Annotated in this window: 17 protein-coding genes; 6 read left to right on the top strand and 11 right to left on the bottom strand. The window is 36.2% G+C overall.

What is annotated here, in order from left to right:
• The first annotated feature begins 441 nt into the window (after window positions 1-441).
• The 4 genes from V3595_RS27990 (at window position 442) to V3595_RS28005 (ending at window position 3,347) form a co-directional block, all read left to right on the top strand.
• Entirely contained in the window at window positions 442-1,341 is a 900-nt protein-coding gene (locus V3595_RS27990; RefSeq protein ID WP_485911174.1) for a DMT family transporter, read from the top strand.
• 68 nt (window positions 1,342-1,409) lie between these two features.
• On the top strand, window positions 1,410-1,925 hold the full coding sequence (locus V3595_RS27995; protein ID WP_485911176.1) for a hypothetical protein: 516 nt from the start codon (window positions 1,410-1,412) through the stop codon (window positions 1,923-1,925).
• A gap of 33 nt (window positions 1,926-1,958) precedes the next feature.
• Window positions 1,959-2,828 carry an N-acyl homoserine lactonase family protein gene (locus V3595_RS28000; protein WP_485911178.1) on the top strand — a complete coding sequence of 290 codons (870 nt, stop codon included), beginning with the start codon at window positions 1,959-1,961 and terminating at the stop codon, window positions 2,826-2,828.
• Between the two features lie 210 nt (window positions 2,829-3,038).
• A complete protein-coding gene (locus tag V3595_RS28005) occupies window positions 3,039-3,347 on the top strand; it encodes an ArsR/SmtB family transcription factor (protein WP_485911180.1) in 309 nt (102 codons plus the stop codon).
• 137 nt (window positions 3,348-3,484) lie between these two features.
• Here V3595_RS28005 and V3595_RS28010 read toward each other — a convergent pair whose 3' ends face one another.
• The 4 genes from V3595_RS28010 to V3595_RS28025 form a co-directional block, all read right to left on the bottom strand.
• Window positions 3,485-3,646 (bottom strand): hypothetical protein, encoded by a 162-nt coding sequence (locus V3595_RS28010; RefSeq protein ID WP_485911182.1) that lies wholly within the window; start codon window positions 3,644-3,646, stop codon window positions 3,485-3,487.
• 135 nt (window positions 3,647-3,781) lie between these two features.
• Window positions 3,782-4,390 carry a transglutaminase-like domain-containing protein gene (locus V3595_RS28015; RefSeq protein ID WP_485911184.1) on the bottom strand — a complete coding sequence of 203 codons (609 nt, stop codon included), beginning with the start codon at window positions 4,388-4,390 and terminating at the stop codon, window positions 3,782-3,784.
• A 221-nt stretch (window positions 4,391-4,611) separates the two neighbouring features.
• Entirely contained in the window at window positions 4,612-5,175 is a 564-nt protein-coding gene (locus tag V3595_RS28020) for a DUF4030 domain-containing protein (RefSeq protein ID WP_485911186.1), read from the bottom strand.
• A 486-nt stretch (window positions 5,176-5,661) separates the two neighbouring features.
• Window positions 5,662-7,146, bottom strand: coding sequence for a PTS transporter subunit EIIC (locus tag V3595_RS28025; RefSeq protein ID WP_289324691.1), 1,485 nt, complete (start codon window positions 7,144-7,146; stop codon window positions 5,662-5,664).
• A 110-nt stretch (window positions 7,147-7,256) separates the two neighbouring features.
• Here V3595_RS28025 and V3595_RS28030 point away from each other — a divergent pair, with 110 nt between their 5' ends.
• Window positions 7,257-8,984 carry an amylo-alpha-1,6-glucosidase gene (locus V3595_RS28030; protein ID WP_485911189.1) on the top strand — a complete coding sequence of 576 codons (1,728 nt, stop codon included), beginning with the start codon at window positions 7,257-7,259 and terminating at the stop codon, window positions 8,982-8,984.
• 39 nt (window positions 8,985-9,023) lie between these two features.
• Here the strand turns inward: V3595_RS28030 and V3595_RS28035 are convergent, their stop codons facing one another.
• The 3 genes from V3595_RS28035 to V3595_RS28045 all read right to left on the bottom strand — a co-directional run bounded on the left by V3595_RS28035 (window position 9,024) and on the right by V3595_RS28045 (window position 11,652).
• On the bottom strand, window positions 9,024-9,743 hold the full coding sequence (locus tag V3595_RS28035; RefSeq protein WP_485911191.1) for a UTRA domain-containing protein: 720 nt from the start codon (window positions 9,741-9,743) through the stop codon (window positions 9,024-9,026).
• A gap of 458 nt (window positions 9,744-10,201) precedes the next feature.
• The gene (locus V3595_RS28040; protein WP_485911193.1) at window positions 10,202-10,681 is read right to left on the bottom strand and encodes a hypothetical protein; all 480 of its coding nucleotides are present in this window, start codon (window positions 10,679-10,681) and stop codon (window positions 10,202-10,204) included.
• Between the two features lie 455 nt (window positions 10,682-11,136).
• Window positions 11,137-11,652 (bottom strand): DinB family protein, encoded by a 516-nt coding sequence (locus V3595_RS28045; RefSeq protein ID WP_485911203.1) that lies wholly within the window; start codon window positions 11,650-11,652, stop codon window positions 11,137-11,139.
• Window positions 11,653-12,188: 536 nt separating this feature from the next.
• Between V3595_RS28045 and V3595_RS28050 the strand changes: the two genes are divergently transcribed.
• A complete protein-coding gene (locus V3595_RS28050) occupies window positions 12,189-12,392 on the top strand; it encodes an alpha/beta-type small acid-soluble spore protein (protein WP_034315006.1) in 204 nt (67 codons plus the stop codon).
• Window positions 12,393-12,619: 227 nt separating this feature from the next.
• Here the strand turns inward: V3595_RS28050 and V3595_RS28055 are convergent, their stop codons facing one another.
• The 4 genes from V3595_RS28055 to V3595_RS28070 form a co-directional block, all read right to left on the bottom strand.
• Window positions 12,620-12,832, bottom strand: coding sequence for a hypothetical protein (locus tag V3595_RS28055; protein ID WP_485911196.1), 213 nt, complete (start codon window positions 12,830-12,832; stop codon window positions 12,620-12,622).
• 426 nt (window positions 12,833-13,258) lie between these two features.
• A complete protein-coding gene (locus tag V3595_RS28060) occupies window positions 13,259-13,672 on the bottom strand; it encodes a DUF3888 domain-containing protein (RefSeq protein WP_485911198.1) in 414 nt (137 codons plus the stop codon).
• Window positions 13,673-14,100: 428 nt separating this feature from the next.
• Complete coding sequence (locus tag V3595_RS28065; protein WP_485911199.1) at window positions 14,101-14,373, bottom strand: hypothetical protein; 273 nt, start codon at window positions 14,371-14,373, stop codon at window positions 14,101-14,103.
• A gap of 517 nt (window positions 14,374-14,890) precedes the next feature.
• The gene (locus V3595_RS28070) at window positions 14,891-15,400 is read right to left on the bottom strand and encodes a DinB family protein (protein WP_485911201.1); all 510 of its coding nucleotides are present in this window, start codon (window positions 15,398-15,400) and stop codon (window positions 14,891-14,893) included.
• Window positions 15,401-15,862 lie beyond the last annotated feature (462 nt).

A 15,862-nucleotide genomic window follows, 5' to 3' on the forward strand; every position in this document is an offset into this window, starting at 1 on the left:
GGCGCTCTCCTCTTTTTTAAAAAAATGAATGAGCTGCGTCTACTTAATTATTGCCATTTTTCGGATCTCACAGAAGTTAATTTTCATGGTAGTTTAAGTACACTTTTTCACAATCTGGCTTTTAATAAAAATTAGATAAAAGAAAAAAAGATTTGACATATCGTTATTTCACGATATAATTAAATCACAAAGCCGAAGAAACATAATGGTTTCCCAGTATTAAAAGGAAATTCAGAAACGTTATATATCGATAATTACGATATTATAAAATGGTTTATTTTTTTTAAAATTATATATCGTTAATTAACGATATAACGATATATTAAAATGTGTTTATTTTTTTTAAAATTATACATCGTTAATTAACTATATAACGATGTATTGTTTGGATGTATACCAAGATTTCAATATATAGGTTAAAGAGAGGAAGAGTGTGAACTAATGAAATTAAAGGATTTACTTGTAGGTATATTATTTACTGTTTTATATGCTTCCGGAGCTGTGGTGATGAAATTTGGTCTTCATTCAGCCCCACCATTAACACTATCAACCATTCGGTTTATTATTGCAGGGCTCTTACTTCTTCTCTATCTTTATGTATTTAAAAAGGGAAAATATGCTATGCCAAATAAAAAAGAATTTAAGATTTTATTTTGGCTGGGTTTATTAAACACCTCTATATTTCTAGGATTCGGTTTGTTGGCTCTTCGAACAGTATCATCTGGAATATTCAATCTTTTTATACCAATAAATCCATTTCTTTTTGCCCTGCTGGCTATGATATTTATGGGGCAATCCATTCGCCTTAGAGAATGGGGTGGGATGGTTGTATCATTTATTGGACTATTCGTGGCTACTTATCCATCATTTGCAAGTAGTCATTCGACGATAGGTGGTATCTTATTAATCACTTTCGCGATGATTGCTATGGCTGTGGGAAGTCTCATTTACAAAAAAGCAAATTTACAGTTACCAACCATAGTGGTTAACACGTGGCAGGTAATCATTGGAGGATTAATTTTAATTATCCCAACGCTAATATTGGAGTTTGGCGAGCCTATCACTATCGATTTTCATTTTATAGGCTACCTACTTTGGTCCGTCTTTGCTCTTTCGATTTTCAATGTGAATCTTTGGTTTTATTTACTGAAAAAAGACGCCATCAAAGCGAACAATTGGTTGCTTCTGAATCCTGTCGCTGGATATATTCTTGGAACAATCTTATTGGGAGAACCGATTACAGGGTATGCAGTGATTGGAACAATCGTCGTGCTTTTAGGCTTATATTTATCGGGAAGCTTTCGTGTTAAATCATCTAACTATACAAAGTATAAGAGATAGTTCGACTTCTATGCAGGCGAGCTTGTATTTAACTGCATATTGTTAATCCCTTGAAAGGAGGTGAAACAATGAAAATTGAAACTGATGTAGAAAATCTTTATCAAAAGATGGTCAAAGGCCATTCTTTAGATATTAACCATAAAATGATTCAACTAGTTGATAAAGAGAAGTCAGCCATTTACTTTGCTTCCCTACAAAAGGATTTTGATGTCGTTAAACGCGTCGTTCAAGCACTAAGTGGCAGCTTACTTCTTATGCAACTTGGAGTTAAACAAGATGTAAGTTTAACCGTATCAACGGCCAAAGAGTCATTAGTTGAGACTACTAAACGAATTAAAGACTTAGTAGTTCCTCTTGGACTAAAAATTCACTTTGATCATTTGATGTATAGTGTTCAGATCCTAAATAAGATTTTTGTTAAGTATTCTTTAGCTGACGATATTTATTTTATGAATGAACGTCAATTAGAAGAGATTCAGCGTGCTTTAGACTTAGCAAATTCATATTTAAAAAAATCTTCCACTTTCTCAATGGGATTGGGGATGATCTCTCTAGAAACAAGTTGTTTCTGTGGTTCACATTAATCGTAAATAACATTTAAAGGAGTTTAAACAAAAATGAAAAATTATTCTATTTGGGTATTAGAGTACTCTCGTGTAGTAGATTATCACAAAAGTGGTGTAGTTTATGCTGCACACAACGAAGGGTATGTAAGACTACCTTACAGTTATGTAGTTATAAAAGGAAACGGCCATAATATTATGGTTGATGTGGGATATAACCATAAGGAGTATGGAAAGGTTCTTGGTGAGAGATTTAACGTAGTTGATTGGCAAAGCCCTTCAGTAGTCTTAAAAGAAGTTGGCTTGACACCTGAAGATATTGATACAGTTATTATTACTCACGCTCATTTTGATCACTTTGGTAACGTAGAAGATTTCCCAAATGCGACTTTTTATATGCAAGAAAAAGAATTGTCTAAATTTATATGGGCAATGTCACTTCCACATCAATTCCAATTTTTGATGTCAGGAATTGATCCTTCAGATATCCTGCGTGGAGTACAACTTGCTAAAGAAGGACGTATGAGACTTTTAGATGGTGATGTTGAAGACTTCCTACCAGGAATAGATTTATTTGCTGCATTTGATACGCATACCTTTGGATCTCAATTCGTTCGAGTAAAACAAGGTGGTTCTGAGGAAGATAGTTGGATTCTAGCCGGAGACAATGCTTATCAATTTGAAAATATTGAAGGGAAAAACCAAGATGGTATTCTTCTTCCTGTTGGGTTGGCTACGGGAAGTCAGACTGAAATGGTATTTGCACTAGATAAAATGCTGAATTTGGTGGGACGAGATTCAAAACGTGTGATTCCAATTCACGAGCAAGGAATTACTGAAAGATATCCATCTCGTATCACAGACAAGGATCTTTTTATTGTAGAAGTTGATTTGGCTGACGGTGAGGTATCTAAAGTAAAATAATTAAACAATAGGAACCGTGGGATTTGTATAACTCAAGAAAAACCCACGGTTCTAATTTCTTTTTATATTGGAGTTGATACAGTTGTCTAGAAATATCATAGTTTAGACATTATAATAAATAGACACTGAGCAGCTTCTTACTAATATAGTGTTAATAAAGAAAAATGATTTCATTTTGAAATTTCGTGAAAGGACGATATAATATAAACTATGAAACCACTTGAAATTTTTAAAGCATTGGGTAACGATACAAGGTTGCAAATATTAGAATGGTTAAAAGAGCCAGAGAAACATTTTTCGCCTCAACCCGAGGAAGTGAGTGATTTTCAACAAGCAGGTGTGTGTGTAACACAGTTCCATAAAAAATTAAATGTTACACAATCAACGGCTTCTCAGCATCTTACCGTTCTACTTCGAGCTGGACTTGTGACAGCGAAACGTCACGGGAGATGGACATATTATAAAAGGAATGAAGAAGCTTTTCATCAACTTAAAGAGATGATTGAGAATGATGTATAGGAGTTAACTGAAATCCCTATAAGTGATTTCAGTTTTACTCTCTTTTTTTTGCTAGTACATATCGTTATTTAACGAAATAACCAAAGATTATAATCACAATAACATCAAATGGCAAGATTAAAATTTTTCTTATTAAATCAACCTGTCCTGATAGTTGCAAAAACTGCCTTAAAGACAGATCTAGGAGAACCTTTTCTTTCTCCTGGTTCCATAAGCATAAAATCAGCCTTGGTTTCAACAAGCTTCATTAGCAAATTAAAACTTTCAGCATCCTCAGGTTTTAACTCTCTGATTGACATCGATTTTCCCTCCATAAATATATATATCCAATATTATACAACTTAATGAACTAACCTGCCCCGTTAGTGCCATAAGAAAAAGCTGTCTTCTTTAAGGCAGCTCTGATCATCAACTAACGCACCTGAGTGAAATAACTATAAACTCTCAGGTAAATGATGTTTATACATTTCCAATGCATCATTATGTTCTTCTAACACAGCTATCGTTTTGGGATGTGGCTTTGCATAGATAAATGGATAGTCCTTTTCATCCAATTCTTCATGAGTGGGAAATGCTAATTTTTCTTCATCAATTGAAAATTGGGCATCAATACCCTTTTTATTTCCACGGGCATCTAATCTTACCCATTTATTAAGTGATTTAAAAAAAACAGCATTTAAAGCGTGAATACAATACCCCTTTTCTGGTGTATCAAACAACATCAATCTTTGATAGCAGAAACCTGTTGGTATTCCTTGCGATCGTAATAAGGATGCTAATAGATTGGATTTTGCATAGCAAATTCCCTCTTTATAGGCTAATACATCTGATGCATTACAAGTAACACGTTTCCCTTTAATATCCCAAGAGTGAGCTATTTCGTCACGAACAAATTCAAAAGCTACTTTTGCTTTTTCAATTTCTGTTTGGGAAGGGTTGAAAAGGTCATCCACCTTTGCTCCAATTATAGGATTAGAATAATTAACTTCACTCAATTCAAGTAGATACTCATCCAATTTTTCAGACTCACAAATCATATTCATTAACTCCAACCTCCCTTATCATATGTATAAAAATGTATATTTTAGTATTATCATACAATAAGAAGAGCTGAATTTATAGGTGTATTGTTGAACTAACCTGCTCCGATAGTTACGTAAAGAAAAAGCTGTCTAAGGACAGCTCCGATCTTCAGCTAATGTACCAGGTTAGCTTTTTAAAAAATAAGCATGCTAGTTTACATTAGTATGATGTTAAGAAATGTTTAATTTATTTGCTGCTTATCTTTACTAAAGACAATGATTTTATATTCATCATCTTTTATAGTCTTTTTAACCTCTTCCGATTCTAAAAAGTCCCTAATTGTATTTTCAATTTTAGATCCAAGTTGTTTACTATCCGGATTAGAAGAAGATATAGTGGTTTTAATATATAAGGTCATCGGCTGAGGATGCGCTGAAAAAGAAAAACCGTTTACCTGATATTCTTTTTTTCTATACAGCCCATCAATAATTGTACTTATGACTCTGCCCCACCTATTCTCCTGCTCTCTTATTTTTAAGTTAATTTTGTTGAATTTTAATGTATACTTCTGATCCGTTTCTTTCGTTATTACATTTTGAACCAGTTCTTTTATTTTTTCAGCATATTTTTCAGTAGTAGGTATCCCAATATTAATAATTAAATCACCTGAATTATTCAGTGTACCTACTTGGGTAGTAACATCATGATAATTATGCTTTTTCAATTCTTGATCCAAAGCTCTTTGAACTTTTGAAGCTTCTTCATATTTCTTTATTGTTTCTGAACTTGGTTTTTCTTCATCCATGACCTTGTTTTTAATTACCTTAATTGTATAACCGTCATATTCTCTCGACCTTAATACCTCCAAGGCAGTTTCTTCTACATCTTTACGTACATCCTGAAAATATTCCTCTGACCCATCTACTCATAGCTCTTCTTCAAGGGGTACCACCAGCAAAACGCGGATTTACAACGTTAAGAATATTCCAATATTAAAAATCCCAATCTCTCAGCGATCAAATGAGAAATTGGGATATAATTATTCAACAAGGGGTAGCGTCAGGAAAATGCGGATTTACAACGTTAAGGAAATTTCAATATTAAAAAGCCTAATTTCTCAATTTAATGCTAAGAAATTAGGCTTTTTTCATTGCTCCATTAAAGAGCCCGTTTGCTGAGTAAAGGTTTTACATTCATTTCATGAGATTATCCATTACTTACTAATATTGAATCTTTTTATTAAAGGTTAACTTTGTTGCACAATATATGAGTGGTTTTTAATCATTTACCTTTAAACGTTTTTTGATAGCGTTTTTAATTCTAAAGATTTTTTACCCTTATCCTCTGTTTTTTTTTCAATAGTTTTATCAGCCTTAAATAAATTACTTTTAAAGAACCCAAAAGTTAACGTAACGGTGATGATAAATGTAATGGCCATCCCAATGAAATAGACGCTCCAATGTTCCGGATAAACAGAAAGGAAAGATAGAACTCCTCCCACTCCGACAGAAGTAGCTTTCACACCTTGTGCTGCTAGATACGCACTTCCGAATGCACTTCCTACCATAACGGCAATGAAAGGATACCTGAATCGAAGATTGATCCCGTAAATCGCTGGTTCAGTAACCCCAAGCCATGCGGATAACGTTGCAGTAAGTGACACACCTTTTAATTTTTGATTTTGCTTCAGAATAAAGAACATAGTCAACGCAGCAGCGCCTTGAGCTAGTGTAACCGTTTCCCCTATCGGCCATAAAGTAACATAGCCAAGTGTACCGGCCATTTGCAAATTCACTCCTAAGAAGATGTGGTGCATTCCAGTAATGACAAGAGGACCGGAAATAAATCCATACACGCCTCCGGCAAACGCAGGGGATACTTCAAACAGATAAAGAATACCATCCGTAATCCAGTTTGAACCTGTCATCGTAATCGGCCCGATGACTCCGAATGTTAAGAGGCCAGCGAAGACTAATGAAATCGGTGCCACAAATAACATTTGTAAATTATCTGGAATGAAGCTTTTCAAACGTTTCTCAGACCATGTTAAAACCCATGTCGCAAAAATAACAGGAAGAACCTGTCCTTGATAACCGATTTTGGCAATGTCCCATCCAAATAGACTCCAGTATTCCACTTCACTTGGATTTTCTGCATACGCATAAGCAGACATTAATGAAGGATGCACTAATAATAGACCTAACACGATTCCTAATAATGGATTCCCACCAAATTTCTTAGCAGCAGACCACGCGATGAGTACAGGAAGGAATGTAAATGCCGTATTGGCAATGACATTGATAAATTCTGCAAATCCTGTCCAGCCCGTATACACATCCAACAAGGATTTTTTGTCATAGAAAATACCAGAGTTTGCCAGAAGGTTATTTAATCCTAATAAAAGACCTGCAGCAACGATTGCCGGTAGGATCGGAATGAAGATGTCTGCCAAGACCCGGACACCTTTTTGAATGATGTTCCCTTTTTCACTAGTAATCTTCTTCATTTCATCTTTACTTACTTCTTCTGTACCGGTCTGATTTACAAACTCATTGTACACTTTCTCTACAAGCCCTGGACCAATAATGACTTGAAACTGGCCATTCACTGAGAAAGTCCCCTTCACCAGTTCATTTTCCTCTAACGCCTCTTTATTGATCAGGCTTTCATCTACTAATACCAGGCGTAGCCTTGTCACGCAGTGGGATGCATTAATGACGTTTTTTGACCCGCCGATATTATTTATGATGCTGGATACATGATCTTTAAAATCCATTTGATAACCTCCTCTACTTAAGCGTTTACATAAATTTTTAACTTGTTTAAACAAGTTTATTTTAGTACAGTATAAATTGTCAAGAAAAATTGTAAAAAGGAGTGCTCACTTTGGATATACGAATCACACCTATGAGTCATTATGGTTCTTACATGGCTCTCACTTACCAAGAAAGCCAGACCCCAGAGAAAAATGGGCTCTATATTAATTCAGTAAGAGGCAAATCAAAACAGCATCAAAATGCTCTTAAAATCATCCCAACAATAAATGGGACTCCAGTTGAGTACACCTATGAAGCCGATGAATTTAAGATTGTCCTGACATTTAATGGTGGGGAAATCTTTGTATGCTTTGAAGATGCTGAAAGAATCTTTGTACAAGGCCGAGGGGAAAAAGTAGGTCTAACACTTGATTCCCAGCCAATCTTCAATTTCGAATATAACTATCTTTTGGGAAAAACCGGTGAAGACTACTGCATTGTCAATAGCTACAAGAATCTGACCAAATACATGATCTTTGCACCTCAAGGATCAGTCATGCTTCAACAAAACGTATTCATGGATACGACAGGCAGCACAAACAAAGCAGATAACCTGTCGAGTATCCAAATCACCTCAACGGATGAGTCAGATAAATTTTTATGTGTCATTGAAGACATTCCTACAAGTGGGGCAATTCCAGTAAAAAGGGAGTATAAGTTTGAAGAAGCATTGGATAAGAGCACGAATCATTTTCTAGAATTCTTATCTAAACAGCCTGCTGTTCCCGAAAGGTATCAAAAAACCCTAAGGGAAGCTGCTTATCTGAATTGGACATGTATTGTGAATGAACAAGGGCTGTTGAAGAGAAAAGCCATGTATATGTCGAATACAAATTTCCCAGGTGTTTGGAGTTGGGATAATGCCTTCAACGCATTAGCACTTGCTGGTGTTGATAATGAGCTCGCATGGGATCAAATTCAGTTATTATTCGATTATCAGGACGTAAACGGACAAATTCCAGGTTCCCTCAGCGATTCGACCATCCGTTGGAATTTCTCCAAGCCTCCCGTACAAGGGTTATTCGTGTTGAAAATGATGGAAAAAATGACATTGACTACTGAACAATTAAAGAGAATATATACTCAAATCAAGAGACATGTAGAATTTTATCTTCAGTACAAAGATTTCAATGGCGACGGGATTTGCGAGTACCATCACGGGAATGATTCCGGACAGGATAACAGCACGGTGTTCAGAGATGCAAACATCATCGACTCACCAGACTTAACAGCATTCTTGATTAAGTCGATGGATATGCTGGCTGTTGTGGCAGAAAAACTTGATAAAGTAGAAGATAAGAAATATTGGGAAGAACAATCCACAAAATACATGCAGAAATTTTGCGACTATTTCCTTATTGAGGACCTTCCATTTGCTCGCTTTACAAGAGACGGTAAAGTAATTGAGAGCCAAGGAATCCTGCCTTTAATGTCAATTATCTTGGGAAACAAACTTCCTGAAGCTGCTAAAAAGAACATCCTCAATTTTCTAAAGAGCGAAAGGTATTTAACAAAGTGGGGAATTGCGTCGGAAGCCATCGACAGTCCTTATTATGAGGAGGACGCTTACTGGAGAGGACCAATCTGGGCTCCTACCACTCTCTTGTTTATAGAAGCATTTGAAGAATGCGGCGAACAACAATTAGCAAATGAAGTAACCGAGAAGTTCCTAGAGCTTTGTAAATATGGAGGGTTTGCGGAAAACTTCCATGCTGAAACGGGGGAAGGATTGCGAGACCTTGCCCATACGTGGACGTCCAGCGTGTTTATCCATTTAGCATCAAAACTGGCAAATTAATTAAAAAAGTGTATGAGAACTTCATCTCATACACTTTTCTTATTTTCGCTGTGTTTGGTCGAAGAACACAAAGTTACCCGGAGTATGCCTTGATTGAGTATGTTCAAACATCACTCCATCCGCATTAAAAACATGACTGGTCACAACGACAACACTATTAAACCCATCTAATTTTAAATATTTCTCATCCATCTCAGTAGTTCTTTCTACCACCATTTTCCGCTTTGCAGTGACCGCCCGTTGGTTCAGCTCTCTATCTAAGTATTCATAAATGGAATCCTCTGCTACCTCAATCGTTAATCCTTTAGCAATATCTTTCCTAAAATAATTATAATCCATAATTACGGGATTGCCTTCTAAATAACGGACACGCTTCAGGTGATACACTTCAACACCGATTGGAAACCTGGTATGCTCATGAATGCCTTCATCTACAACCAATTCCTCAAAGACGGTGACGTCTGTCCGATGTTTCTTATTGTTTCGAATAGCAAACTCCTTAAACGTTTCCGTCTCACCAAACATATATTCATTTCCCTTAAAATCTTGATAAATCACGCGGGCACCTTTCCCATGCTTGGTTTGTACATACCCTTCGTTTACAAGATTTCCGATTGCTCTTCGTAATGTGTTTCTTGAGCAGTCATACTCTATGATCAATGTATTCTCTGAAGGAAGGAGTTGTTGATACTGATAATCATTCTCTTCAATTTTCTTTTTTAAATCTTCATATATTTCTACGTACTTTGTTCTTGGCATGACAGCCTCCTATGCCCTATCTGTATGTAGTAAGTTTGGAGTACACATAATATCTCCCCACTTTCCTTTTTTAAGTATATCATTAAAACTTTATACATTACTTTTCTTAAGTTAATGATGCCTGTTTATTCAATAAACCTTATTCAATTAATTGGCCCTGATCTACAGTATCTGCTCAAAAAAGTTGAAAGCTCCATTGGGATGGGAGCATATCAACTTTCTTGGCGAGTATCGTTTTGACCCAAAAGGAGTTACTACCTTAGAGTCATTACGACCGTTAAACCAATGATAGCTATCAGCCGGTTACACTTTATCGTGGTGAAAACCGGCTATTTTTGTATCCGAATTCCCTTAACGTTGTAAATCCGCGTTTTGCTGGTGGTACCCCTTCAAGTAACCTGCCCCGTTAGTTACATAAGGAATTTCAGATTTTTTGCTTCAATTCTTTGATATTTTTATTATTTTACTACATTAATCTTAACAAAATAACTTGCTACTTTTCCTGTTTCAAATTCAGATAAGTATTCAAGAATATAATGACCAGGTTCTGAAATGGATTGAACGGTTGATTCGGTTTCAAAACGTGGTATTACTTTATTTCGATCTACTCTGTAAAAAAATATGTTCTTAGCAGTAGTTGATGCACTATTTTTATAAGTAAAATGATGGTTAGAATGGACCGTTATTTCTGGTTCATTTTGTAAATATGTATTTAGTTCATTTACGCTTTTATAAGTAAGATTTTTTGTAATACTTTTGCCAAAAGCACTATAATCATAATCTTTTGCTTTCAATTCATATGTCTTATGCTCATTTTTTATCGAAGCGGTTGGTACAGTTGGAAAATAAAAAAAGCTATAATAAACAAAGAAGAGTACTATCAATATGCCAATTAACTTCCACGTTTTTTTCATTTTATTGTTGCGAGCTTTATTCATTTAAATTCTCCTTATTGTTCAATTAATTAATTTTTTTCTCTAATCTTATTTATTCTGTAATTTTTCTAATAGTCCTTCCGTATTCAACTAACCTGCCCCGATAGTTGCATAAAGAAAAAGCTGCCTTTTAAAGACAGCTCCAATCCTAAGCTAAAGCACCCGTTAGTTCTTAAGGGGTAGCGTCAGGAAAATGCTGATTTATATCGTTAAGGAAATTTCGATACTAAAAAGCCCAATTCTCAGCATTAAAATTGAGAAATTGGGCTTTTTTCGTTACTCCATTAAAGCGCTCTTTAACGGAACAATTCTATTCGTCATTCAACAGTTTCATAATCAACCTTCGTTGTAAACTGCTTATTGGTTTAACTTGAATGGCATCCTCTCAGCTCTTTAAACTCCCTCAACTGGGCTCCTGCTGATATTCCGACGGTTAATAACTGCTTCAACAATAAAGATTACTTACTTACTTTTAAAAGAAACTGATCGATACGTTCTTTTTGCCGTAAATGGTGCCGGAAATGCATTTCGATTAGCTGAAAATATTCCTCTGCATTTAAATATCCCATTCTCCGGTGCTGAACTTTCTGGCTGGCCTGAATGTCAGAGAGCTTTCTCTCTATCTCTTGCATTTTCTCAATGATTTGAAGCAGTCCTTTCTTTACTTCTTCTTTTCCTGTAGGATTTGGCGGTGTGAAATCCGGTGTATCCGGACCTTTTAACCTGATTGGAGGAAACGTTCCTTCTTTGAAAATCGATTCGCCTATTTCTGTTTTTTTACCGCCATCGGAAGTAGTGCCATTAACACATTGCTTAATGGCTTTCAAATGAAGATGAAGGGTGCTCTTTATTAAATGATTGTACATTTGTCCTAATGACCATTCATCCTCAGAAGGCTTCCTTGTAAACTCATCTAGCGAATATTTACTTAACTCTTCAATATAGTATGTAGCCACCTGTTCGAATCGCTTCAATATTTCTTTTGTATCCAATAGATTTCCCACTTTCTTTATAATTTTCTTTCTCCTTAATGTTGAGTAGTACGTCCCAATGCTAAACTAAATAACATCTTCTGACATTAACTTCTACTTACTTACAAATAATCCCTTCAATTTTATTCAAGAATATGGTCAATTGCTGAACAAAGGTCAAAGAGCACTCTTCAACTATCCTGCCCCTTTAGTTCCATAAGAAAAAGCTGCCTTAAAGACAGCTCCGATCTTCAACTAACACACTCGTTGGTTTCTTAAGACTAATTGTAGAGTTGACACAAACTGTGCAATAGGAGGAGAAAGTCTCTCCCTCAGATTATTTGCCTTTCGGAGCTTCTGAAACCCTTCCTTGCGACCCGGTGGCTTCAATGTTTTCCTGTGCTCTCCCTCTAGAGCCACAGATGAGTTTTAATTTCACTTAATCATTGCCTTAATTTATTTTGGAATCTATGTATATAACTCTTAACAATATCAAAACCTATGACTAGCAACACATTATATCCATAGGAGCTGACAACATGGCTAGAAATAACAACAATAATCAATTAGTAGTTAATGGTGCAGAGCAAGCTCTAGAACAAATGAAATACGAAATCGCTAGTGAATTCGGTGTTACACTTGGCGCTGATACAACATCTCGTGCAAACGGATCTGTTGGTGGAGAAATTACAAAACGTTTAGTGCAAATGGCTGAACAACAATTAGGCGGAAGAACTCGTTAATCGAAATCATATGTATTGTTAGGGATAGTGATTGGACTATCCCTATTTATAATTCTCCAAATCAAAAAGAAACAGAAACATCAGTTGCTGTTATTTTGCTATGTCGCAGTACGACTACACTAAGCTTATAGAACTAACCTGCCCCGATAGTTCCATAAGAAAAAGCTGCCTTAGAGACAGCTCCGATCTTCAGCTAACGCACCCGTTAGTTCAACAAGAATATCTAATTACAAAAATTCATAATAACTATCTAATAATTCTTCGCTTCCGTTTTCTGCTTCTTTCTCATCCATTTCCTTATCTTCTAGCCATTGTTGATAATGGATTATCTCATGAGCCATGCTATGTAAAATTGCCCATAAAGCATCATTTTTTCCTCTTTCTGAAACTAATTCTTCAAAATCTCCTGTTGCAATTCTTAGGTTCAACAGTTTTATCATATGGTGCAAAAAAAGTAGCACTTGCCAGTTCTTTTGAATCTCTGGTTTTAAGTTGATAATCCGTTTTTAGATATACAACAACCCTTATCGGAAATTCCATATATGTACGTAACCAAACCGCAAAACTTAAGCAAGTTCGTCTTACTGATGGATTTACATCCCTTTCACATTTGACTCTTAATCCTGAGCGTTGAAATTGCAAATCACTTGTTGTCATAATAATTCACCTTTAGTTTCATTTTATTGCATAATTCGCTATCTTCCCGAAATTTCCTTCTTGAACTAAACTGCCCCTTTAGCTCCATAAGGAAAAAGCAAACGTCATTCACTGTGCGTTAAAGATGTACAGTGAGTGACGTTTGCTTTTACTTGAATAGCCCAGATTTAAGCTAACACACCTGTTAGTTGAGTAAAAGGTAATAATTCTTATTGAGACAAATGTTTGTATTCCAAAATTTTTATTTTGAAATCGTGATCACATAACTGCTTATTAAGTTTCTCACTATCACAAGATGGAGAAATTCTTACTTTAATTAAATCCTCGCTAAATTCATTTAGATTTTTCTTTAAAGGTACTTCAATCCTAACAGAAACATCATAAGAATGATTGTTATTGTAAGTTATACCAACAATTCTTTTCCATTGCCAGCCTACGAAAGAATCACCTTTATACTCTTTTACAACTTTTTTATCAATAGAAGGAAACAAAATATCTGCAATGATATCCTCTGTCGTGAAATACTCTTTTTCCGCATTTGAAACAGTTTCTGCCTTAACAGTTTGTAAAGGAGTAATAACAAATAACAATAATCCAAAAAAGATTATGTATTGTTTAATCATCAAGATTCACCTCATATTATTTTATCTACTCCTTATTCTTCACAATTTGTTATTCTTTATTAAACTAAACTGCCCCGTTAGTTCCGTAAGAAAAAGGTTGCCGCAGCAACCTGCCTTATTGAAGTAAAGCACCCGTTAGCACAAGAAGCGACTTCTCTTGTTGAGTAATCGTACCCTTTTAAGAAAATGATGTATTAGAGCCTAAAATGAAGACTTTTTGAAGAGCTAAATAAGGAAATATATGATCACTAAAAAATAGACTTCATTTGGTAGACTAACAAACTTAACTAATACTTTTCAAATATTTGATGGTCATTTTTTAGCCTCTTCCATTAATAAACTAAAATATGAACGCAAAAACAACCTTAGTCATAACTAAGGTTGTTTCTTTGACGGAAGTCTATTGTTAATCTGCTAAATATTACTCTTTAAGCAGTAAAATTTGGAAGAGAATTACGCAATGCACCAAAAACTTGCTGCACTTGTGCCAATTTTTCTTCATCTGATAAATTCCCCAAATCACCGACGGAGCCAACTCGAAGACATACAGGACCAAGATTTAACTGGATCAAACCTAACAATACTACCGTTGTCGTACAAGGAATGTTTATGCATAGTAGATCACTATCTTCACAAACAGTGCCTTCTGGACAAGTAGGGCATTCTGTTTGTTGCATCTCTACTTCTTGTTTGTTTGACATAGATTTGAACCTCCTTTCTTTAAAGATACAATAAAATATGCAAGAAATAACTTATATGAAAGGGGGAAATGCCGTTTTTTTAGTTAAATAGGTATTTGTTATTTTATTAATCCTTCTTCTATTAATCTGCCCCGATAGTTGCATAAAGAAAAAGCTGCCTTATAGACAGCTCCGATCTTCAGCTAAAGCACCAGTTAGTTCATTAAGAAAAGAAAAACTTCTTCAAGAATCGCGCCCTTTTGCGGAATAACCACCAATCCTTATTTGTCATTCGTATGATGTATTGAGCTCTCGTTCTTCGTTAGCTTAACGAAGAGGCCTTGATTTTTTCTTGTTTGAGATTATTATTTGCTTTTCATTTTTAGACAAAATCCAGTCTGCAACCAATCGCTGCTGCTTTTTTCAACCCGTCTTGTCCTCTCTTCATATCAGTCTATGAACGGGGCGGGAAGGCTGCCATAAAGAAAGAACGGAAGCCGCGTTTTCCGCGCAGCTTCCGTCCCGATCTTCCGGACAACTAACTCAAATACCGATTTCGGATGACCCCCATGTGATGAATCTCGTGTCCTGCGATGCCGTACGCGAGGGCACGCGCCGTAATGCTTGCGTTGTTGGCTGTGCCTTTGCGGGACCACGCCTCCGCCGGTAACCCGCGCAGCAGTGTGATCGTCGATTGCCGTACGGCCCGGTAGTCTTCGGCCAATTGCGCGGTTGTCCAGCTTCCGAAAGGAGGCATGAACAATTCCTGGTCGAAACCGGACAGAGGCGTCTCGTCCCCTCTTGCGAACCGGAGCAGGCGGTAGGTCATGACGCGTTCTCCGTCTGCGATGTGGCCCACGACTTCTTTCAGCGTCCATTTTCCTTCCGCATACCGATACGCGCCATGGCTTTCGGTCAACGATGCCAGCAGCTCGGTCATTTGCTTTTCCTGGGCGAGCAGAATGTCGATGATGTTGCCATCCGGCACCAACCGGATATACTCTCCGAAGTCCCCGGCATATTCTTCTTCTGACGGTCTTTGATTCATGCGTAATCACCTCTCTATGGAGTTATAGAAAATTAAAATGCTCTTTCCAATGCTCTACCGCGATTTTTTTGCGAATTTCGTAATTTCGGCATGTATAATGAATTCGCGAAAGGATAAAACTTTCCTTCCAATAATTGAGTGTAAGTAACCACTTAGTTGGTCGGTGGCCACGCTAAACTGCCCTTTAACTTAATAATAATCATCTCAATTTTTCATAATTTCCACAATAAGTTATTCAATATAATGGCCCAATTGTTGAATAAAGATAAAACAGCGACTCTTCAACTAAACTGCCCCGATAGTTGCATAAAGAAAAAGCCGCCTTAAAGACAGCTCCGATCTTCAGCTATAGCACCCTTTAGTTGAAAAAGAATTAAAGTTTTTTGTATTTAATTCAAGAAAGGTTCATTGTCATTAATATTCGAGACTCGTTTGTCACAAAGCCGTTTTTTCTGAAAAACA

Origin of the sequence: Bacillus sp. CFBP9009, from assembly GCF_036541465.1 — a bacterium.
In the GTDB taxonomy this organism is placed as follows: Bacteria; Bacillota; Bacilli; order Bacillales; family DSM-1321; genus Peribacillus.